Source organism: Aquimarina sp. U1-2, from assembly GCF_017897595.1.
GTDB lineage: Bacteria > Bacteroidota > Bacteroidia > Flavobacteriales > Flavobacteriaceae > Aquimarina.
The window spans coordinates 39,888-60,635 of sequence record NZ_JAGKIK010000004.1; the positions used below are offsets into that span (position 1 = coordinate 39,888).

Annotated in this window: 18 protein-coding genes; 11 read left to right on the forward strand and 7 right to left on the reverse strand. The window is 33.8% G+C overall.

Going from position 1 to position 20,748, the window contains the following annotated elements; genetic code table 11:
* Positions 1–15 precede the first annotated feature (15 nt).
* The 5 genes from J8281_RS06920 (at position 16) to J8281_RS06940 (ending at position 3,567) form a co-directional block, all read left to right on the forward strand.
* On the forward strand, positions 16–837 hold the full coding sequence (locus J8281_RS06920) for an SDR family oxidoreductase (RefSeq protein WP_210196883.1): 822 nt from the start codon (positions 16–18) through the stop codon (positions 835–837).
* A 148-nt stretch (positions 838–985) separates the two neighbouring features.
* On the forward strand, positions 986–1,435 hold the full coding sequence (locus J8281_RS06925; protein WP_210196884.1) for a 3-hydroxyacyl-ACP dehydratase FabZ family protein: 450 nt from the start codon (positions 986–988) through the stop codon (positions 1,433–1,435).
* A gap of 49 nt (positions 1,436–1,484) precedes the next feature.
* On the forward strand, positions 1,485–2,756 hold the full coding sequence (locus J8281_RS06930; protein ID WP_210196885.1) for a beta-ketoacyl synthase: 1,272 nt from the start codon (positions 1,485–1,487) through the stop codon (positions 2,754–2,756).
* 17 nt (positions 2,757–2,773) lie between these two features.
* Positions 2,774–3,028, forward strand: a complete 255-nt coding sequence (locus J8281_RS06935) for a phosphopantetheine-binding protein (protein ID WP_210196886.1) — start codon at positions 2,774–2,776, stop codon at positions 3,026–3,028.
* Positions 3,025–3,567 (forward strand): 4'-phosphopantetheinyl transferase superfamily protein, encoded by a 543-nt coding sequence (locus tag J8281_RS06940; protein ID WP_210196887.1) that lies wholly within the window; start codon positions 3,025–3,027, stop codon positions 3,565–3,567. Before J8281_RS06935 ends, J8281_RS06940 begins: the two co-directional genes overlap by 4 nt.
* Before the next feature lie 465 nt (positions 3,568–4,032).
* On the opposite strand, the gene J8281_RS06945 is transcribed toward J8281_RS06940, so the two are convergent.
* Complete coding sequence (locus J8281_RS06945) at positions 4,033–4,611, reverse strand: YceI family protein (protein WP_210196888.1); 579 nt, start codon at positions 4,609–4,611, stop codon at positions 4,033–4,035.
* Positions 4,612–5,016: 405 nt separating this feature from the next.
* Between J8281_RS06945 and J8281_RS06950 the strand changes: the two genes are divergently transcribed.
* Positions 5,017–5,190, forward strand: a complete 174-nt coding sequence (locus J8281_RS06950) for a hypothetical protein (protein ID WP_210196889.1) — start codon at positions 5,017–5,019, stop codon at positions 5,188–5,190.
* A 98-nt stretch (positions 5,191–5,288) separates the two neighbouring features.
* On the opposite strand, the gene J8281_RS06955 is transcribed toward J8281_RS06950, so the two are convergent.
* Complete coding sequence (locus tag J8281_RS06955; protein WP_210196890.1) at positions 5,289–6,485, reverse strand: multidrug effflux MFS transporter; 1,197 nt, start codon at positions 6,483–6,485, stop codon at positions 5,289–5,291.
* A gap of 383 nt (positions 6,486–6,868) precedes the next feature.
* On the opposite strand from J8281_RS06955, the gene J8281_RS06960 reads away from it, so the two are divergent.
* Positions 6,869–7,423, forward strand: a complete 555-nt coding sequence (locus tag J8281_RS06960; RefSeq protein WP_210196891.1) for a DUF4251 domain-containing protein — start codon at positions 6,869–6,871, stop codon at positions 7,421–7,423.
* A gap of 867 nt (positions 7,424–8,290) precedes the next feature.
* Here J8281_RS06960 and J8281_RS06965 read toward each other — a convergent pair.
* The 3 genes from J8281_RS06965 to J8281_RS06975 all read right to left on the reverse strand — a co-directional run bounded on the left by J8281_RS06965 (position 8,291) and on the right by J8281_RS06975 (position 13,601).
* Entirely contained in the window at positions 8,291–9,313 is a 1,023-nt protein-coding gene (locus J8281_RS06965; protein ID WP_210196892.1) for a type II TA system antitoxin MqsA family protein, read from the reverse strand.
* A gap of 2 nt (positions 9,314–9,315) precedes the next feature.
* Entirely contained in the window at positions 9,316–9,663 is a 348-nt protein-coding gene (locus J8281_RS06970) for a type II toxin-antitoxin system MqsR family toxin (protein WP_210196893.1), read from the reverse strand.
* A gap of 908 nt (positions 9,664–10,571) precedes the next feature.
* The gene (locus J8281_RS06975) at positions 10,572–13,601 is read right to left on the reverse strand and encodes a hypothetical protein (protein WP_210196894.1); all 3,030 of its coding nucleotides are present in this window, start codon (positions 13,599–13,601) and stop codon (positions 10,572–10,574) included.
* A gap of 281 nt (positions 13,602–13,882) precedes the next feature.
* Between J8281_RS06975 and J8281_RS06980 the strand changes: the two genes are divergently transcribed.
* Complete coding sequence (locus tag J8281_RS06980) at positions 13,883–14,701, forward strand: hypothetical protein (RefSeq protein WP_210196895.1); 819 nt, start codon at positions 13,883–13,885, stop codon at positions 14,699–14,701.
* A 33-nt stretch (positions 14,702–14,734) separates the two neighbouring features.
* Here J8281_RS06980 and corA read toward each other — a convergent pair whose 3' ends face one another.
* Positions 14,735–15,802, reverse strand: coding sequence for a magnesium/cobalt transporter CorA (gene corA / locus J8281_RS06985; protein ID WP_210196896.1), 1,068 nt, complete (start codon positions 15,800–15,802; stop codon positions 14,735–14,737).
* Positions 15,803–16,362: 560 nt separating this feature from the next.
* Here corA and J8281_RS06990 point away from each other — a divergent pair.
* Positions 16,363–17,118, forward strand: coding sequence for a carbonic anhydrase (locus tag J8281_RS06990; protein ID WP_210196897.1), 756 nt, complete (start codon positions 16,363–16,365; stop codon positions 17,116–17,118).
* Positions 17,119–17,302: 184 nt separating this feature from the next.
* A complete protein-coding gene (locus J8281_RS06995) occupies positions 17,303–18,001 on the forward strand; it encodes a DUF2490 domain-containing protein (protein WP_210196898.1) in 699 nt (232 codons plus the stop codon).
* A gap of 184 nt (positions 18,002–18,185) precedes the next feature.
* Here J8281_RS06995 and J8281_RS07000 read toward each other — a convergent pair whose 3' ends face one another.
* Entirely contained in the window at positions 18,186–19,028 is an 843-nt protein-coding gene (locus J8281_RS07000) for a universal stress protein (RefSeq protein ID WP_210196899.1), read from the reverse strand.
* Between the two features lie 245 nt (positions 19,029–19,273).
* Between J8281_RS07000 and rimK the strand changes: the two genes are divergently transcribed.
* A complete protein-coding gene (gene rimK / locus J8281_RS07005; RefSeq protein ID WP_210196900.1) occupies positions 19,274–20,650 on the forward strand; it encodes a 30S ribosomal protein S6--L-glutamate ligase in 1,377 nt (458 codons plus the stop codon).
* The last annotated feature ends 98 nt before the right edge of the window (positions 20,651–20,748 follow it).

Below are 20,748 nucleotides of genomic sequence, written 5' to 3' on the forward strand. Positions count from 1 at the left end.
GAATTTTTTAAACGCATGAACACATATAAAGATTTTGCGAATGCCACAGACGAAAAAAACAATAGAGAAGAGGTTTGGGCTCTTATATTAGGAGGTAGTAGTGGTTTGGGTTTGGCTTCTGCAAAAAAATTAGCAGCGCATGGTATGAATATTATCATTATTCATCGCGATCGTAAAAGCGAAGTGCCTCAAATAGAAAAAAAATTTGAAGAAATTAGAAAACACCAGGTACAATTACAAACGTATAACGTAGATCTTCTAAAACCTGAAAAACGACAAGAACTTATTTCTCAAATACATAAAAACAGTCCGAGCGGTAAAATCAAAGTGTTGATCCATAGTATTGCCAAAGGTAATTTGAAACCTATGAACGATGCCAAATATGAGCTGAAAAATGATGATTTTCATCTTACTATAGATGCCATGGCCGTTAGTCTCTATGATTGGACGAAGGCAATATTTAAAGCAGAATTATTTGCTACAGATGCGAGGATTATTTCTTTTACTAGCGAGGGTAACACCAAGGCATGGAAAAACTATGCCGCTGTTTCGGCTGCAAAAGTAACACTTGAAGCGATTACAAGAAGTATAGCTTTAGAATTTGCACCCTACGGTATCAGAGCAAACTGTTTGCAACCTGGTGCTGTAGATACAAAATCCTTACGTTTAATACCCGGGCATGAAAAAATTATGGCTCATAGCATAGCACGGAATCCATTTAATCGATTAACAACCGCTAAAGATGTAGCGAATGTAGTATATTTACTATGTAGAGAAGAGGCATCCTGGATTAACGGTTGTACAATTCCCGTTAATGGAGGGGAACATCTTAGATAAATTACGCTGAGGCAACGCTTTTGGTGTATTTTGATTAAAACCGCTTCGCTTTAAGAACCAAAGACACTAAATTATCTTTTATCTTGATTCTTGATTCTTGGCTCTTCGATCTAATAGATGATGGCTACGCATTTTAATACAAAACAAATTGATTAGAACAGATATTATTGCAAAGTTACCGTATGATAAACCATTTTTGTTTGTCGATAACATTCTAACGCTTGATGATCATCATATCGTTGGAAATTATACCTTTTTAAAAGATGAGTACTTTTACAAAGGTCATTTTAAGAACAATCCCATTACTCCGGGAGTAATTCTAACAGAATGTATGGCTCAAATTGGTATGGCTTGCTTCGGAATATACCTTCTTGGAGATGCCTGGGATGAAACGCAATGGAGTGTAGCCATGACCAGTAACGAAATTAATTTTTTCGCACCTGTTTTTCCTGGTGAAAAAGTAATAGTAGAGGCTGAAAAAGTATATTTTCGATTTAATAAACTTAAATGTAACGTGGTTATGCGTAATGCTAAAGAAGTTATCGTAGCCAAAGGAGTAGTAGCTGGTATTGCATTTTCTAATCAGAAGAAATTATGACTGTTCAATTATTCAAGTACTTAATCCTCTCAATTTAATAAGGCAATTTATGAGTCGTAGGCGAGTAGTGGTTACAGGTTTGGGAGTAGTGGCACCAAATGGAACTAGCGTTTCAAAATTCAAAGAAGCTATACAAAATTTAGATAGTGGTATTCGGTTTATAGAAGAACTTAAAGATCTAAAATTTTCTTGTCAAATTGCAGGTTTACCGTTATATGATGATGATTATTTAAACAATTACTTTAACTCTATTCAATTAAGAGGTTTAAAAGCATCAGGTCTTGAATATGGAGTTATGGCAGGTATTGATGCCTGGTTAGATGCTGGACTACCGCGTATACCATCTGAAACACCTTTGTGGGATGCAGGTGTGATTTTTGGTACCGGAATTCTTGGTGTAGATAAGTTTCGCGAAGCAATTTACAAGGTTGATCAAGGTAATGTACGACGATTAGGAAGTAATACGGTACTTCAAACGATGGCTAGTGGTATTAGTGCTTTTTTAAGCGGAATGTTGGGCTGTGGCAATGTAGTAACCACCAATTCTTCAGCGTGTAGCACGGGTACCGAAGCTATTCTTATGGCATATGATCGAATTGTAAACAGTCAAGCTGAAATAGTTCTGGCAGGTAGTACAAGTGATAGCGGACCCTATGTTTGGGGGGGATTCGACGCTATGCGAATTTTACCGTACAAGTATAATGATGATCCCACCAAAGCTTCACGACCAATGAGTGCCAGCGCCGGCGGTTTTGTACCAGGAAGTGGAGCAGGAGCTCTGGTTATTGAAAGTCTGGATAGTGCTATGGCTCGCAAAGCCACTATTTATGCCGAAATTTTAGGAGGACATGTTAACTGTGGCGCTCAACAGAATGGAGGAAGCATGACAGCACCCAATAACGAAGCCGTACAACGATGTATAAAAAAGGCTGTACAACATGCAGAAATTCATGCAGATGATATTGATGCGATTAACGGGCATCTTACGGCTACATCCAAAGATCCTGTAGAGATCAATAATTGGTGTGAAGCTCTTGGTCGTAAAAAATCAGATTTTCCATACATTAATTCATTAAAAAGTCATGTAGGACATTGTCTTGCAGCCTCTGGAAGTATTGAAAGTGTTGCCACTGTATTACAACTTCGAGATGGATTTATTTTTGGCAATATGAATTGTGAAGATCTGCATCCCAAAATTGAAGCTTTAATAGATAACCGTCAGGTACCTTTGAAAACACTTTATACTTCTCCTAATATTATCGCAAAAGCAAGTTTTGGATTTGGAGATGTCAATGCATGTGTTATCTTTAAAAAATATTAAAGCAATGCCTATTTACGATGAATAATGAAAAATTACTCTTAAAATTAAAAACAATCATTACACCTTATGTTCAAAATGAAGAAGGTCTTAATAACTTGAGCGAAGAGACTGATTTTATACAGGATCTTGAAATCAATTCAGCGAATTTGGTCGATGTGGTCTTAGATGTAGAAGACGAATTTGATATAGAGATCGATAATGAGTCTATGGAGAAAATGTTGACTGTAAAAGCGTCAATTGAGGTTATTGAAGGAAAACTTGCAGCAAAATGATCGGCAATGATGTTGTTGATCTTCAGCTTGCTAACTTAGAAAGTAATTGGCAAAGAAAAGGTTGGTTACAAAAGATTTTTACAGCGGCTGAACAAGAAAAGATCCATACTGCTAAGGATCAAAATCTTCAGGTTTGGACATTCTGGAGCATGAAAGAGGCTGCCTACAAGGCGCATCAACGATCTTTTTCGAAAAAACCAGTTTTTAATCCTACAAAAATTGAATGCACTTCAGCTCATAAAGTATGTATAGACAAATCGACTTATGATGTGCATACTACATATACAAATCGCTACGTATACAGTATTGCAACTCAGTATAATGCTACGCATTACTATTCTGAAATGTTTTCGGGAACTGTCGACCTTAAGAAACAGCTTGAGCAAATAATATTTCAAAAGACAGGAAATACTAGCGTTATTTCACTTAAAAAAGACGAAAACGGTATTCCACACTTATATACAGACACGCATAATTTGCAAATCTCATGCTCCTTAACACATCATGGAAAATATTTTGCTTTCGTACTGATAATTTAAAATCGTTATACGTAAGCATTCTAGAGAATTTGGTTTTATCGGCACCGCTAAAGGGTACAATACCCATGGGGCTTATAGCTGAGGACGATACAACGTTAGTTGTAGGCGAGTTGCAGGTGGTGGATAAAGATGGGGGTTTCTTTAAAAACATCCTCCTCAATCCTCCTTCAAAAGGAGGAAGTAGAAGCCGTCGATACAACGAATGTCAGTTCAACCATCGGATAAAATTTTTATTGGATGTCTCAGACTGAAGCAATTTTCTTACATCGAACTCACTTTGAATAGTATTCATTCACTTTTGCCTGTCTGATCGGGCACAGTTAGGACCTGATCAATAAACCTAAAAATGACCTTTCGGCTTCACATAATATAAGTAAGAACAAATCATTTTATAACATGTGCATTACATTGTATAGCAATGAATTAGTTCTTAACTTAATGACGTTGGGCATGTCCCGAGGTAATTTACTTTAGAATAGGAAAATGAAATTGAATATCGAGTTTATTTTTTTTACGTTCATCATGAATATGGATGTCAAAATTACTAGTATTTATTGAAGTAGTTCCTGTTAACTCATTGTCGTTCAACGTAAACGTAATAATGATTTCATTTTTTATTCCTTTAATGGTTAGATCACCAATTACTTTAAACACATGATTTCCAAAAGCTATCACATGAGTACTATTGAAGAAGATTTTGGGATATTTAGTCTTGTAGAAGAATTTTTTCCACATTAAATGACCATCTCTCAAAAAATTATTAGTATCTAACGTTTTAATTTGAGCACTACCTACAAAAGAAGCGTTATCTGGATCCTCGGGATTAAATTGTATGTTAAAATCTAGTCCGCCAATGGTTCCGGTTGTGTTATCTTCTATAAAATTGAAAGTTACCCGGGATGAATCATTATCAAAATCTAAATTTTTAAAATCGTTAATGAGGGCATAATTTCCGGCACGAGAAACATAACCATCATCTGGAAATGTACGTTGACCAAAACCATAGAAGAAACCAATAAAAATAATACATAGATACCATTTCATACTGCAAAATAATATTTTAAAACGAATGTCGATTAGTATATTTAAATATTACATGGATAGTATTCTGAAAATTGAAATGAAAACTGCATAGGTAAACTAAAGAATTTTATCATTTTTTATTGAGTTTCATCATGGAGTGAAAAGCTGAATTAAATTAAGTTAAACAAACAGGTAATTCAATTTGATTCCGTGGTAATTCCCTACATATTTTATCCTATTGAGTTCATATATTCAATTCTAAAAATTTTTGCTAATATGTTTAACCATAGTTTTGTAGGATTTTGGATTACAGAGATCATAAAATAAATATAAAGTCATAAAAACAAGTAGATTATAATTGAAAAAAGTAATAAATTCGATAGAAAAGGAAGGTTAACCAGGTAATCCATTTAAAAAAACTAAGTTATGAGTAATCAAGAAAAAGACACTAAGAAAAAAAGATTCGCAGATTTTCAAACAAAATACAGACGTTCTTCAAATTTTGGATATGGTTCGAAAAGAGATCGGTTTGCTATCGCTGGTGATGGTGAATTACTCGCTTCAGAAAACTCTGATACCGAAGAAATAACTAATAAATAATTGAGATTTTTTTATTGTAGAGATACATATACGTTCCCTAATCAAAGTTTCAATGTCTTAAAGATTATTTTAGAGCAGGTATATTAGTTATAAAGTCATTATTTTTTAATGGGTAACCTTAGATATCCTAAAATAAGTAAAGAAAGCGTAGCACAAATTAAAAAACCAACAAACAAAGGTAGCGTCGTGTCAACCACAAATCTTCCGATAAAAGTACTAATGGGTACGGCCATAAGCGTTGAGATAAATCCTGTAATTGCTGCTCCTATACCCGCGATATGACCAATAGGCTCCATTGCCATCGCGCGTAAATTTCCGAACATAAATCCAATAGCAAAAAATTGCATTGCAAAAAAGAGCAATAAAATAACGATGTTAGGATTTTGGCCATTGTGAAACAAAATAATGTATAGCAGCGAAATGGTAAAATAAGCAAATAGGGAAGTGGTGATCAATTTTTCCATTCCTAATTTAAGTACTAGGGTTCCGTTAAGAAAAATTGCACTTCCGATAGCAAAAGCCAATAACCCGAATATGTACGGAAATTCTTCTTTTAACTGATATTGTTGTTCGAAAATTTGTTGAGACGTGCTTAAATACACCATAAATGACCCAACAATAAATCCGGAAATTAAAGTATAACCCACTGTGGTTTTGTGCCGACTCATTTCTTTAAGACCATTGCTAAATATAGTAGTATTTAAGGCGATTCGCTTTGATTTGGATAGTGTTTCAGGTTGCCGTTTCCAAAACCAAAAGGAAACAATTATACTAATCATTAGCTGAACATAAAATATAGCTTTCCAGTGAAAATGATCTAATACAGCCTTGCCTAAAGCGGGAGCAATAATAGGTACTAAAATAAATACAACGGTTACAAAAGACATGATACGCGCCATGTAATCCCCGCTGTACTTATCTCGTATCATGGCAATAGCCATAGTTCGTGGCGCCGAAAGACCGATACCCTGTAAAATTCGTCCTGCCACCATCATAACTACGCTTTCGGCAAAAACACAGATAAGACTCGCCAAAATAAAAATAAGGAAACCTATATACACTACTGGTTTTCTACCTATGTGATCTGATAAAGGCCCAAAAAGTAACGGACCAATACCCAATCCTAAAAATATCATGGTAATAAGCAATTGATTATCTGCGACTTGTGTAGTACCTATACTTATACCAATAGTATCTAAAGCAGGTAAAAGTGCGTCGATAGCGAGCGCTACAATAGACATTAAAGATGCCATTAGACCAATAAATTCAAACTGAGCGAATTTGTTTTCTTGCATCAGGTAAAAGTACGGTATTTGAAAAGGGGAATGCTTGTGTTTGGCTAAAAATTGAAAAAAGATTACATCAGTTAAATGAGCTGATATCATCTTTAGATGTCATTTGTTTTTCAGTAATTTGAAACCTTGCTATATGTTTATATATCCGTTTGAGCGCAGTCAAGAACTTTTCGTCTTCGTAAAATAGGTTTAGAATCCGTTTAGACTCATAATTCATACGTTAATTTTATGGGATGCTGAAACGAGTTCAGCATGACATTAGGAAAGAATTATTACTAATTTTGGATATTCAAAAAGTTGATATCTGTTCAATGACTGAAGAATAATAAATAGTAAAAAATACGTGGAATTTGCGTAATTTAAGGGAATCTTAACGAAAAGCTATGAAAAACACAGTGCTTTTATTATTTATAGTGAATAGTATAATGAGTTGTGGCAGCAACAAAAATAGGGTAGCGACTGAAACACAAAGGAACACTTTGCATCAACTGATTGCTGAAAAAGAATTTGAAATTATCTCAAATTGGGCATATCCTTTGGTTACGGGTAGCGTAATAGGCATCGCAAATATCGGATTATTGCCACCAGGAAGTAATACGAGCTCGGTGAATTTAATAGGAAATACGAATTACTTTAAGATGAAAGGTGACAGTATTATCATGTATTTACCTTTTTTTGGAGAACAACGCATCGCAGGAAGTTATAATGCTACAGATATTGCAATTGAATATAAAGGTTCGCCAGATACAATTGAAATTTCAAATACAAAGAAGAAAGACATTTATGAAATAAAATTTACAGCTAAGAGCGAACGTGATACCTACGATGTATTAGTAACACTTTTCCCTAATCTTACGAGTACCATTTTTATCAATAGTATGCACAGAACTTCAATAAGTTACCGAGGTACTTTGTCAAGGCTAAATTCAAAAGAATAGTGGTTCCGAATTATTCTATTTTACATAATATAAATTATAGTACAAATGTATTTATTTAAGCAATTTGACGGATGCTTGCATTTTACATAATTGCAGATATAACAACACGTCAGTGTTTTATATCGATAGTAATTATGTAAAAGTCAATTTGCGGCATTTATAGTTCTATTGTAACTATAATGTAGTATTATGTAAAATATCCCACAGTAATTCTATTTCATAGTCATATTAGCTACTGGGGTCATCATAATTTCTAAAAAACTATTGTTTAAACATTCTGCTCTCATTTGTAGCTATAATTTGCCGTTATGTAAAATAGCCGCTACCAAGCGCTCGATTGTTTTATAAAATCAAATTGCTTTGGCAATTTATTTTACACACAATTATCCAACGCTTGCCAACGCCAAAATAAAAGCTAACCTTTTTGCTATTATTAAAAATCGCGTATTCGATAAAATTACGTTATAAAAAATTTTAGACGATTCTCATAAGCTTGCCACAAGAGCATAAATTTTAAGAAAAATAAAATTCTATGCACTTGTTATATGTAGAACTTCAATTAATCTTTTTTTCGTGTTTCATTATCTTTTGTCTTGAAACAAAAGAAACAAAAATTCAAGGCTGCATATAATTTTGGAAACAATTAATGGATTAACTCATTTCTTAAAAATAGCTTGAGCATACTATTCAGGTAGGTGTTATACTAGGTATTGTTTAATTAATATTAATTTGTACCTTTGTATAACAAAACACGGGAAATGTTAAGATGATAAGTCTTAAATTATTGAAGTCCTCGAAAACTTTAAATCCCATTTATATCCAATTTATTGTTACCAGCAATAGATTGGATTTTGTTTTTTTATCGGCTTATATATTTAAGTTAAACGCATATTTATAATCAATTAAACTTTTGCCATTTTTAAAATTATCTTTCCAAGCATCTTCAAGATGACTTCTCTCAATAATTTCAGTTGTGTTTTTACACTTGAATTCTTGATAAACTCTATCTAAAATTTCAAGTTCTTTTTCTGTAAATTTTTCAGAAGCAAAATCTTTATTACTAACAAATTCTTTACTGTAACCCCAATCATTTTCCTTTTTAATTATATCGATTGCATTAGTACTTTCCATATAGTCAAAAATACTATCATAGTTATTCGGAACAGGACCCATATTAATTGCTCTATATCGAGTACCACTTATAGAAACTGCTTCATACTTATAATGAAGGAAGTCACAATAAAATAAGAGCTTATTTAATTGAGTAACATATGGCTGCATATTTTTTGCAAAGAAGACCACCATTTCAGTTAACTTTTCAATATTAGGTCTTATATATCCTGTATAATTATCAGGTAACTTATCTCCTAATAAATAATTTTCAAATCGTATTGAAAATCTGATTTTCTTTTTTTCCTCTATTAACTTTTCAATTTTATCAAGAAGTTTGTATCCTTCGACTGTAAAATCATTTTTATCCTCATTATCAATTTTGAAAACATTACTTAAATTGACCAAAGACTTAAATTGAATAGGGTTTTTAGCTAACTGAATCAAATTTGCATTTGATTGATTTGGCACTTCACCATTTTCATAATTTCTATAACTATTAATACCAAAACCTAAAATTTCAGACATTTTAGTTGCAGAAACGCCATATTTTGCTCGTATTTCCCTAATTTCTTCAGGAAAAGGCAAATTATACTTATCACGATACTGATTATAAGCTTGTCTCATCTTAATAGTATCAAATTCTGTCGTGGTAAAATATTGTTTACTATCAGTACAATAAAAACTAGGATAGGTAACATTAAAAGTTTCCTTTCTAAAAGTTAAATCCTCTTTTTTAATCTTAATAGACATTTCTTTACCTGTAAATGGGCTCTTCATAATTACTTAAATTGATATTCCATTGGATACTCTGCAATATGAAAAGAAATACAAATCACACTTGTATTTTCAAGTCCAAGTGTAATTTTAATATAAACTTCCTTTCCTCTCAACGTCCTGCCGAACACCCACATTTCTGAACCTCCATATTGAGTTTCTTCAAGAGGGCCTTCGCAGTAATCATCAATTACTAAATTTTCGAGAATTTTTTTTCTTTCATTAGGCATTAATTCCAAGTCAGCAAGAGTCTGGGAGTTTTTTCCTCTATCGTCGAGGAAAAGAATATCCCAGATATTCATGTTTACTTTGAACTCCTTTAAGAAGTTTTTTACTTGTTCTTTTGATGCCATGATATAAATTCACATTACAAATATAGTGAAAATATCTATATTCAACTTTAAAGTGTGAAAAATAGTTATTAACATAATTGTTTATAACTTTAAAGTGTGTAAATTGAAATTATTGCCATTCCACACATATTACGCTTCCCTCCTACGTCGTCGCATAAAAAGTGTTCCATTAGCATTGTAGAAGAAACTTTTAGAATAAATTTTTTGAAGAAACTGTAGTAAGAACTTTTCGCTTTTATCCAAAGCTCAAGTTACATAACGCAGTACATTATAGTACAAATGTGTATTATAGCAAATTGGCGCATACGTAGTATTTTACATAATTGCAGATATGATAACACCGTTAGGTGTTTTATATCGTCAGCAATTATGTAAAAGCCAATTTGCGACACGTTAAGTTCATTCGTAGCTATAATGTAATACTATGTAAAATATCCCAGGATAATTCTATTTCATAGTAATTGCAGCTACTGGGGTCATCATAATTCCAAAAAAACTATTGTTGAAACATTCTGCTCACATTTGTAACTATAATTTGCCGTTATGTAAAATTGCTGCTGCCTATGTAAGTACCCCCTAAACTAGCTACGGTCTAATTTATACAAATTTCATTATTCTTTATGTTTTCAAATACGGAAAAGCCAGCTTTTCCATATTTGATTGATCATTTATTTAAACTTTTAGTCAATAACGTAATATTATCTTCAATTTCTATTAGTTTCAGTGTATTATTGAATAAAAACTCAAAAACAGCCAGCAATTGGGGAAGCATCCCTTACGATTTCAGATCTATTAACTAATTTATTAAACATTTCTTCAGGTTCATATTTATATTTTATTGCTTGATCCATACCAATACACAATGCTACCACATCACATCAAAAAACTAGCCAATATCTTAACGCAAACTACATCCCAACCCTACTCTTAATTTCTGTAAAATTAGCGTTCAATTCCTCATAACGTGCGATAACATCTTTGCCAATTCGTTGATCAGCACCGTTCACCATATTGTAGATATATGATATTTGTGCCACCAACATTTGTTGCGGATAAGCACCTTTATCATTCTTAAGTTGTTGTATTGCTGCTTTTAGAGTTTTTAGTTTGTTTTTGTCAGTCTCACTTTTTTTGGACTCTAGCGCTTTAATTTCTTTTTCTAAATGTTTCTGCAACAATCGAGCTTCTGTTAATAAGGTTATGACTTTCTGTTGCATGTTGTGTTGTTTCTGAAGTAACGCTTCAGTCATGCCCTCTAATTTTACCCGAGGATCTATCAAAACTACAAAATCCTGTTCCATATTTTGATCACCAACCGTAAGTGAAACCGTATATGTTCCCGGAGGCACTATAGGTCCGTTTTTATAACGCTTTTTCTTCTCGCTGTGCCATGGCCCTTTTTCGCGTAAGTCCCAACTAAAACGGTTTAGCCCTTTCTTTGATTTCAATTGTTCGTTTACATAGCGAAAGGTAGTACTCAAATTCATATCTTCTACTTCACTTACCGAGGATTTTAGTACAGTACTATCACTTAGTATCGTAACGATCGGCTCTCTTTGAGCATTAAAAATCTCGAGTTTAATACCCTTGGTGGCTTTTGGCAAATAGTAATCCATATGCACTGCCGTTCTTGGATACTTAGGAAAGCTGTTATGGGTACGCACCTTGGGATAGCGATAGCGAATCGTAGTATCTGGTTTAAAAAGATGTGGTGCCGTACTCAGGTTTGGCATTGCTTTATCTCGCAAACTAGTTATATTATCCAAAATCCAAAATCCACGCCCCATGGTACTTAGCACTAAATCTCCTCTAAAAATTTTAATATCTGTTATCGGAGTGACCGGGAGATTTTGTTGAAACGACTGCCAATTACCACCATCATTAAACGAAATATACATACCATATTCTGTGCCAGCGTATAACAATCCCGGTTTTACAGGATCTTCGCGTAAAACACGAGCTGTATAATCTTCTGGAATTCCGTTGGATGCGGTACTTAATAAGGTCCAACTGGCGCCATAATTAGCAGTTTTATACAAATATGGTCGCGAATCTCCTAACAGGTGCCTGTCTACTGCAATATAAGCAGTGGCTACATCGTGTAGTGAGGGTGCTATGGATTCTACCCTGCCTCCCTTAGGCAATTTCTTCGGAGTCACATTTTGCCATGTTTTGCCCCCATCTCTCGTTACCGAAACCACACCATCATTAGATCCTGTCCAAATCAGACCTGCTTGTAAAGTAGACTCTCTTATGGAATATAAGGTGCTATAATACTCTTCTCCTGTAATATCACGCGTAATCGGGCCTCCAGAAATGACTTGCTTATCTTCTTCAAAAGCGGTTAAATCTGGTGAAATGGTTTCCCAGAAGTGCCCATCAGAATCTGTTTTGTGTAAAAATTGTGATCCATGATAAACTATATCGGCGTTATGCGGAGAAACATGTACGGGTGCAACCCGCTGAAAACGATACTTCAAATCCTTTGGATTATGTCCGTATATATTGGTGGCACCTACGTAATAACTTTTTTCTACCCCGGTTAATTTATTGAAGACCCCAAAGCGCCCTTTACAATTAACATACACAATGTTAGAATTACCCGGTTTGGGCACAGCAGGACCCGTTTCGCAACCCCCGGTGTTAATGACCCAGGCAGTACCCACATTTTGTACCGCATTAGGTGGAAAACTAGGTATTGCAATAGTGGTATAATTATCCTGTTGTCCTGCATACAACCAATATGGATATTGATCATCAACTTCTACTTGGTAGAGTTCGGCAGTAGGCTGGTTAAATTGGGTTGACCAGGTTTTACCACCATTAAAACTCACATTGGCACCGCCATCGTTGGCCTGAATTAACAGTTGTGGATTATTAGGATTTAACCAAATGTCATGATTATCTCCGTGAGGAACTTTCATTTCTTCCCAGGTTTTTCCCCCATCTTTTGATATAATGAGCCGATTGGCATTAGAATACACAATATCTGGATTTGTAGGGTCTAGCGCTACATTAGTATAATAAAAGGGTCTGTTTACCAAACGTTTGTCATCTGAAACATGTTCGAACGATGCACCTTGATCGACCGATTTATAGAGCCCTTGTTCACCTTGTGGTGCTTCGATAATTGCATAAAGAATACTCGAATTAACAGGCGAAACGGCCAAATCTATCTTTCCGATAGTCCCTTGTGGGAGTCCGTTTTTGAGTTTGATCCAATCTTTACCTCCGTTTACAGATTTGTAGATGCCTCCTTCTTCGGTTGTACCTCCCGATATGATTGTCCAGGGTTTACGTTCAGCTTTCCAGGCTGCTGCATAAACTACATTAGGATTTCCTGGTAACAATTCAATATCTGAAAAACCTACGGTATCTGATATGAATAATACGTTTTCCCAGTTTTTTCCTCCGTCGGTAGTTTTGAAAATTCCACGTTCCTTATTACTTCTAAAAGCATTTCCGATAGCTGCAACCCATACAATATTACTATTAGTAGGATCGATTTCTACAGCACCAATTTGTCCTACGTTTTTGAGACCGATATGTTCCCATGTGGTACCTGCGTCGATAGACTTATATATTCCTTTTCCACTAATGACATTACTTCGTAATCCATCAGAACCGGTACCAACATATACAATATTCGGATCGTTTTTAGCTACCCGTATCGCCCCTATCGATGGTGTGTCGAAAAACCCGTCAGAAACGTTGTTCCAGGTCGTTCCATAGTCTTCAGACTTCCAAACACCCCCACCCGAAGCTCCTAAATAAAAAGTACCTGGTTGCGAAGCGATACCCGTTACGGCCGTAACACGACCACCACGAGCTGGGCCCACTGTACGATATTCTAAAGCTTCAAAATCTTGGGATAAAACTGTTGTAGTAGAAACAAAAAGTGATAAAAATAACACGCTTGTGTGTAAAAAGAGATTCATAGGAATAAATAGATTAAGCTAAAATGATTTTAAATATCCGTAAAATTACCTAAATGTCAAAATACCAAAAATCAATACTAGCTTGTCGTCTCGAGCTTAGTCATGATGTATTCATCAGCCCCATCTACTCCACTCAAGGTAAAAAATATGTATATAGAGATAATTAGCAATCTTCAGCTATGGTGGTTAGTTAACAAAATTATTCCAAATGCTGTAGCCATAACCTTTAAGAAAACATTTTCATTTTATATATTTGTTTCTATACTATTTAAACCATCAAAATGAAATTTTATTTATATAAAAAGTTAGGTTTTTCTTCTTTTTTCGTTTGTATACTACTGATGAATATTTCATGTTCTGATGACGACGATACTGGAAATGGAAATGACACCACTATAACTGCTTTAAGTGAATTAGGCTCTGATGAACAATTTAAAAATTTTGTAATCGAGTTGAATTCACCACCTGTCGTAATTCCAGACTTAGAAGAAGCCGATTCTATATTTAATGCTATAGCACGCACAGGAACTCTTCAAGATACTGATCAGCAAACATTACTTTCGGCTTTTGGTTATGCAAACCTTCAGGATTTTGAAACGTATGCCAATCGAATTATCGCTCAAGGCGCATCTTTTTATCAAAAATATGATTTAAAAAACAGACCTCAGGATTCTTTAGATTTGTATTTGAAGCCTATAATCGAGGATCTTACAAACCCAACCGAGATTCAAAATGTTTTGAGTACAAAAATTCTTAAAAATATTGGTTTCTCTACTAATTGTCCGACACAAAACGAACGAATTCGAGAGGCAGGAAGATTAGATTTAGAAGATCAGATAAATGGTGTAGCATTTTCATGCCACGAAGAATTGGGAAGGAGAAGGTATCAAAGTTTACTGGATTATTTTGAAAAGTATGGAGAAGTCCCACAGACAGGATTTTGTGTTTTTCCTGATCCTGATAATATTTGCAAAGATGAAGTATTGCGGCATTTTTTAAATGACTCTAAATTAACCTTGGAATTTTATTGTTGTTTGGTAACGAAATATGAACTTATTGATTTCCAAGAAGATTGTTGTAAGGATTTACTGGTCTCATAATTTAAATAAAATCATTTTAATTCTGCTGTGCTATTACAACCATTTCTTTCTTTTAAAGTAATACAATAAGCTGAAAAACACCAGAATCATAACTCCCCAAAGGATATGATACCCGTATCTATAGCGTAGCTCTGGTATGTTTTCAAAATTCATACCATATACTCCTGCGAGAAATGTAAGTGGAATAAAAATAGAAGCCATAATGGTTAGTACTTTCATCACCTCGTTCATTTTGTTGCTAATGGTGGTCATGTACATGTCCATCAATCCCCAAATCATGTCTCGATAGATTTCTACATTTTCAGATACCTGGATAATATGATCGTATAAATCCCTTAAGTAAAACTGTGTTTTTTCTCCAATTAATTGATATTCATTTTTGTCTAATCGATTTACTACCTCTCGCAATGGAAAAATTGCCTTTCTAATTTTTAAAACTTCTTTTTTTAAGCTTTGAATATCATGGGCAATATCATCATTGGGCGTTTCTTGAAATAAATCATCTTCTAATTCTTCAATTTTATCTCCCATAACTTCAATTAAGTTGAAATAGTTATCAACTACTGCATCCATCAAAGCATACAACAAATAATCGGCTTTCATAGTGCGTACTCTCCCTTTGTTATGTTTAATACGGTTACGAATCGTATCAAATACATCGCCGTCAGATTCTTGAAAAGTGATCACATACCCCTCTCCTAGTACAAAACTAATATGCTCGATGACCAAATTTTCATCTTTATCAAAGTATAGCATCTTCAAAACCACAAATAAATAGGTATCATATTCATCTATTTTGGGTCGTTGCTGTGTATTCGCAATATCTTCTAAAATAAGAGGGTGTAAATTACAATACGATCCAATTTCTTTGATGGCTTCAATATGATTAAGACCATTTATATTAATCCATGTAATTTTTTCAGAATCAATGTAGGTAAATACATTACCGATATGATCTACTTCCTTTTCAAGATAGCTTTCTTTATCATAATTAAAAACTTCAATATATAATTCTCCAGAAGTTTTGTCTCCTGTATATACTATTGTTCCAGGTGCTAAGCCAGATTGCTTTTCAGCAGGAGATAGTATGTTATCGCTCATTAGTTGTATATTTTGTAACTACAATGTACTACATTAAAAATAGCTATACAATGAACTCATTTAGACTTTTTTCAATTCGCTATAAAAATGCTCTTTTTCACTCAATTTTTGTCTTTTTATTACTCTGTAGCGCTGCTATGAAGTGCGAAAAACACTTCAATTGATCAAAAAACCTTTCGCAATCGCACCGTCTGGCACCTTCCTATTGGTCGGTCCTGCTTGAATCAAAAAAGTCTAAATGAGTTCAATAGCAAAGGCATTTAAACAGTAGCTCAACCACTTTGAAGAAGAACATAAAAAGCATCAATATAAATACTATTAATATTAAAAGTAATACTGTTAAATTTTATACAATTATGGTTGAAATCCCAAATACAATTTTAATTTTGTTCAAATAATTATAAATACCGTTAAACAGATGAGACGAACATTAATAAAGTTTAATAGCTTCTTTATCAAGAAGGAGAATATTTAGAACTTTTATTGTGAGAGCATAGCGGTTACAGATGTTCTCTGTTTTATAATTAACCAATTATCAAATAATTAATAAAATTAAACGTATGAAAAAAGTAATGTACCTATTCACCTTTCTTCTGTCCTTTTCTATGGTTGGTCAGTCTAAGGTAAAAACTCTGTTAAAAGCTAAAGATGATGTTTATTTCGCAGATCGAGATAGTGCTTATGTTGATCCGTATTATGGTTTACGAAAACTAATATACGGTAATAAGCGTTTTGCAGAAAACAAAAGTATTAGTCCGAGACAAACAGATGCAGATCTCAAGAATAATCAATTAGGACAAAAACCATTTGCAACGATTATTGGTTGCGCAGATAGCCGTGTTCCTAACGAGATTATTTTTGATCAGGGAGTAGGTGATTTATTTATAACCAGAACAGCCGGACAAGTTATGGCAGAAGCTTCCTACGGAACTATAGAATATGCAACCGTAGCTTTAAACACCAAACTTATCGTAGTATTAGGTCACGAAAGTTGTGGGGCTGTAGACGCTGCCATGAAATTACCAGAAAATCCTCCCGGACATGTAGTTAGTTTGATTAACGCTATAAAACCATCTGCTATAAAAGCCAAGGAGGCGAATTTAGACGATACCCAAGAATTAGATTTAGCGGTTAGATCAAATGTTGTAGAACAAGTTAATTTACTTAGAAACCTAGAACCAATATTAAGTCGTAAGTTTGACAAAGGCGAAGTTTTAATTGTAGGAGCCATCTATAATTTGAGCTCTGGAAAAGTAGAATTTATAGAAGAAACTATAACAAGTCTACCTAAATTTAAACAAAATATTAAGGGCTAATTACGACTTGTTCAAAACTATAGCTAAATCAACATAATTATTTATAAAACGAATAGTCATAAAATTTTAAAAATTACTTCACCAAAGGGAATGTTTAAAATTTTTAATGTGAGAGCGTAGCGGTTACATACGCTCTCAATTTTTTAATTATTTCGTTTCCAAACAATTAAAAAGATTTAAACGTATGAAAATAAAAAGTATACTCGTGATACTCACTTTGTTTTGTTGTATGCAGAGTAGTGCACAATCCCCAGATGAAAATCAATTGGGTGCCTGGTATATGTATTTTTACAACATTAATTTTAAAGAATCAAATTGGGGAGTACAAGGAGATTTTCAATATCGAGATTGGCGGGGTCTAGGTGATCGAGAGCAACTCTTATTACGATCTGGTATTACCTACTCACCTACAAATTCTGGTGTTAAATTTACTATGGGTTTTGCAAATATTACAACAGGAACTTATGGTACAGAGATTGACGCACCTATTTCTGAAAATCGTATATATCAAGAAGCTCTTTTTTCTAATACGATTTTAAAGCGTTTGCTTCTTACGCATCGTTTTCGATATGAGCAGCGTTGGGTAGAAGATCAGGACTTTAGAACCCGTTACCGATACAATATATTTGTCAATGTTCCAATCAATAAGGAAACACTAGTGCAAAATGCGTATTACATAGCTTTTTATAATGAAATTTTTATTAATGGTGAACGTGATATAGGAAATGATCGAGAGGTTGAGTTTTTCGATAGAAATAGAACGTACCTTGGTCTAGGTTATGCCTTAAGTAATACGTTAAGATTGCAATTAGGCTGGATGGAACAAACTACAGTCAATTGGCAAAAAGGACAATTGCAATTTAGTTTACATCATACATTTTGATATTGAATGTCTTAAAAATTATACCTTAAAGATTAAAGTTTATAATGATTTTTCCCATGATCGCAATTTATTTTGATATCATGGGATCTGTTTTATAATGAGAAAGCTATTTATTGCATTCAAACCAATTTTACAGGAAAATCAATTATAAATTTCTTGTTTTATAGATAGTTACTTTAAAAACTTAAGTTTCTATTTCAGGAAGTATTAGTACTGGTGATGGACTGTCGAAACTGATTTTTTTGACCACGTTTTCTTGCATAAGCTGCTGAAAGAAATTATATCGATGGTTAATTAGGCAAATCATATCAGCGTTTGAGGTTACAATGAAATCACGTAATGCATCGGTCTCATCATCTTCGATATCAATCTTGAAAAACACATGATCTAATCCAGACAACAAAGATTTTAGCTTTTCTTTGTTTGTTTTTTGATTTTCAGACAAATATTCTTCTAGCATTACTCTGGCAATATTAATTTTACATTGATGAGAGGAGGCTATCTCAATTAAAAAACTCATTTCTTTTTCATAGAAATTTCGCTTAAAATTTGTTGAAAAAACAATAGTCTCGGGAGATTTAATTACATAATTTTTGGGTATAACAAGTATCGGACAGTTATTTACATGATTAATTACTTTTACCGTATTGCTGCCTAAGAATATTTCTTTCGCACTTTTTGCCCCTTTAGTACCCATAACAATGATATCAATATGTTTTGAAGTAACTACCGATACAACAGCATCCTCTAAAGTGTCTGATTCTGAAACAGACTGATATACGTGCAACTCGTTTTGATTTGATGTTTTGATTTGATGAATAAGATCATGTAATTTGGAAAATGTGTCTTTAGACATTTCTTCAATCCATTCGTCATTATATTCGTCTCCCATTAAAAAAGAAGGATTAGTAATATATACATTCAATAAAAAGAAGGTACACGATTCATTTTCGAATAGTATTTTGGCATAATCAATAGCTTTTAATGCATTTTCTGAAAAATCAATAGGTATTAAAATATGCTTCATATGACTACTCGTATTGAACATTGAATATACGAAAAATTACCTGATGAGTTTACCATATATTCTCAGAAAGATTTATGGGCACCACCAAAGGATATAATACCCCGAGGTAGTTTACTTAGTAAGGTAAAAAAAATTAAATAAAGTATAGCTGTTTATTTTTCAAAACGTACATTGTATATTCAAAAATATAAGAAGTGAAGACACTCGCAACTATACATTAAAAACATTAGCAAAATAATAAAACATTGAAAAAAGACCAGTTAAAAATAATCGGAAGCGAAGAGTGGTGTACATTTGATGAATTTGGCATTCCTGCTATAAAAGCCAGAATAGACTCTGGAGCCAAAACTTCTTCAATACAGGCCAATAATATTAAGATAATCTCAAAAGAAACTATAGAATGGGTTCGATTTGAAGTAAATCCCATACAGGATAATCGAAGTATCGTCATTACTTGTGAATCAAAAATTCATGATAAAAGAATGGTAAAAAGTTCTTCGGGCATATCAGAACAACGAATTGTTATCAAAACGCCAGTCACAATTGGTGATGTAACTTTCGAAATTGAACTAACACTAGCCAATAGAGACGCTATGGAGTTTAGAATGCTATTGGGTAGAGAAGCTTTGATAGATCGATACATGGTTAACCCTTCAGCCAGCTATCTTGAAACCGATTATACGGCAGAACAGATTGCAGAAAAATATGCTCCCTTCATTAAAGAAAAATCAGGTTTAAAAATTGCGCTGCTGGCAAGCAATCCTGGTTTGTACAGTAACAAACGTATTGTAGAGGCCGGTATGGCTAGAGGACATGAGATGGTTTTTCTAAACGTAGAACAATCTTACATGAAGCTAGATGCTGTAGAGCCAGAAATCAGATACAGAGGAGGTAATATCATTGATGCTTTTGATGCCATCATCCCTAGAATAAAACCATCGGTAACTTTTTATGCGTGTGCGTTGATACGACAATTTGACTCTATGGGTGCGTATTGCTTAAATTCTGCCGAAGCCATTACGCAATCGCGCGATAAGTTATTGGCCACACAGCTTTTTGCTAAGCATGATATACATATTCCCATTACAGGATTTGCAAAGTCCCCTCTCGATACGAAAGATCTTATAAAGTTAGTAAACGGGGCTCCTTTAATTATTAAACTTTTAGAAAGCACCCAAGGTAAAGGTGTGGTATTAGCTGAAACCAATAAGGCTGCTGAAAGTGTTATTAATGCTTTTAAAAGTGTACAAACGAATATTTTGGTTCAAGAATTTATAAAAGAAGCTAACGGACAAGATATTCGGTGTTTTGTAGTTAATGGCAAAGTAGTAGCCTCTATGCAACGACAAGCCGCAAAAGGAGAATTTAGAGCAAATATACACCAAGGCGGTTCGGCTTCTAAAATCAAGATTACTTCTCAAGAACGTAAATTGGCACTTAAAGCGGCAAAGATTTTAAATTTACCGGTTGCAGGTGTAGATATTATACGCTCAAACAAAGGTCCATTGCTTTTAGAAGTCAATTCTTCTCCGGGATTAGAAGGTATTGAAGGTGCTACAGGTCTAGATATAGCCAATATCATGATCGAAGCTATTGAAAAGAAATTAAAATTTAAAAGGTGAACATTGTTACAGTAGCTAGAGTGCGTATAAAAAAATACTACTACTGACCATGACAACCTTCTATTTATTTCTCAACAAAACTTTTAATACAAAAGAAA

Coding starts and splice junctions, on each gene's coding strand:
- J8281_RS06970 (WP_210196893.1), bottom strand. CDS start 9,663: ATGGCATCAAAAGAACAAGTAAAAAACTTCTTAAAGGAGTTCAAAGTA.
- J8281_RS06955 (WP_210196890.1), bottom strand. CDS start 6,485: ATGCAAGAAAACAAATTCGCTCAGTTTGAATTTATTGGTCTAATGGCA.
- J8281_RS06965 (WP_210196892.1), bottom strand. CDS start 9,313: ATGAAGAGCCCATTTACAGGTAAAGAAATGTCTATTAAGATTAAAAAA.
- J8281_RS06980 (WP_210196895.1), top strand. CDS start 13,883: ATGAAATTTTATTTATATAAAAAGTTAGGTTTTTCTTCTTTTTTCGTT.
- J8281_RS06975 (WP_210196894.1), bottom strand. CDS start 13,601: ATGAATCTCTTTTTACACACAAGCGTGTTATTTTTATCACTTTTTGTT.
- J8281_RS06995 (WP_210196898.1), top strand. CDS start 17,303: ATGAAAATAAAAAGTATACTCGTGATACTCACTTTGTTTTGTTGTATG.
- J8281_RS06945 (WP_210196888.1), bottom strand. CDS start 4,611: ATGAAATGGTATCTATGTATTATTTTTATTGGTTTCTTCTATGGTTTT.
- J8281_RS06930 (WP_210196885.1), top strand. CDS start 1,485: ATGAGTCGTAGGCGAGTAGTGGTTACAGGTTTGGGAGTAGTGGCACCA.
- J8281_RS06940 (WP_210196887.1), top strand. CDS start 3,025: ATGATCGGCAATGATGTTGTTGATCTTCAGCTTGCTAACTTAGAAAGT.
- J8281_RS06920 (WP_210196883.1), top strand. CDS start 16: ATGAACACATATAAAGATTTTGCGAATGCCACAGACGAAAAAAACAAT.
- J8281_RS06935 (WP_210196886.1), top strand. CDS start 2,774: ATGAATAATGAAAAATTACTCTTAAAATTAAAAACAATCATTACACCT.
- J8281_RS06990 (WP_210196897.1), top strand. CDS start 16,363: ATGAAAAAAGTAATGTACCTATTCACCTTTCTTCTGTCCTTTTCTATG.
- J8281_RS06950 (WP_210196889.1), top strand. CDS start 5,017: ATGAGTAATCAAGAAAAAGACACTAAGAAAAAAAGATTCGCAGATTTT.
- J8281_RS07000 (WP_210196899.1), bottom strand. CDS start 19,028: ATGAAGCATATTTTAATACCTATTGATTTTTCAGAAAATGCATTAAAA.
- corA (WP_210196896.1), bottom strand. CDS start 15,802: ATGAGCGATAACATACTATCTCCTGCTGAAAAGCAATCTGGCTTAGCA.
- J8281_RS06960 (WP_210196891.1), top strand. CDS start 6,869: ATGAAAAACACAGTGCTTTTATTATTTATAGTGAATAGTATAATGAGT.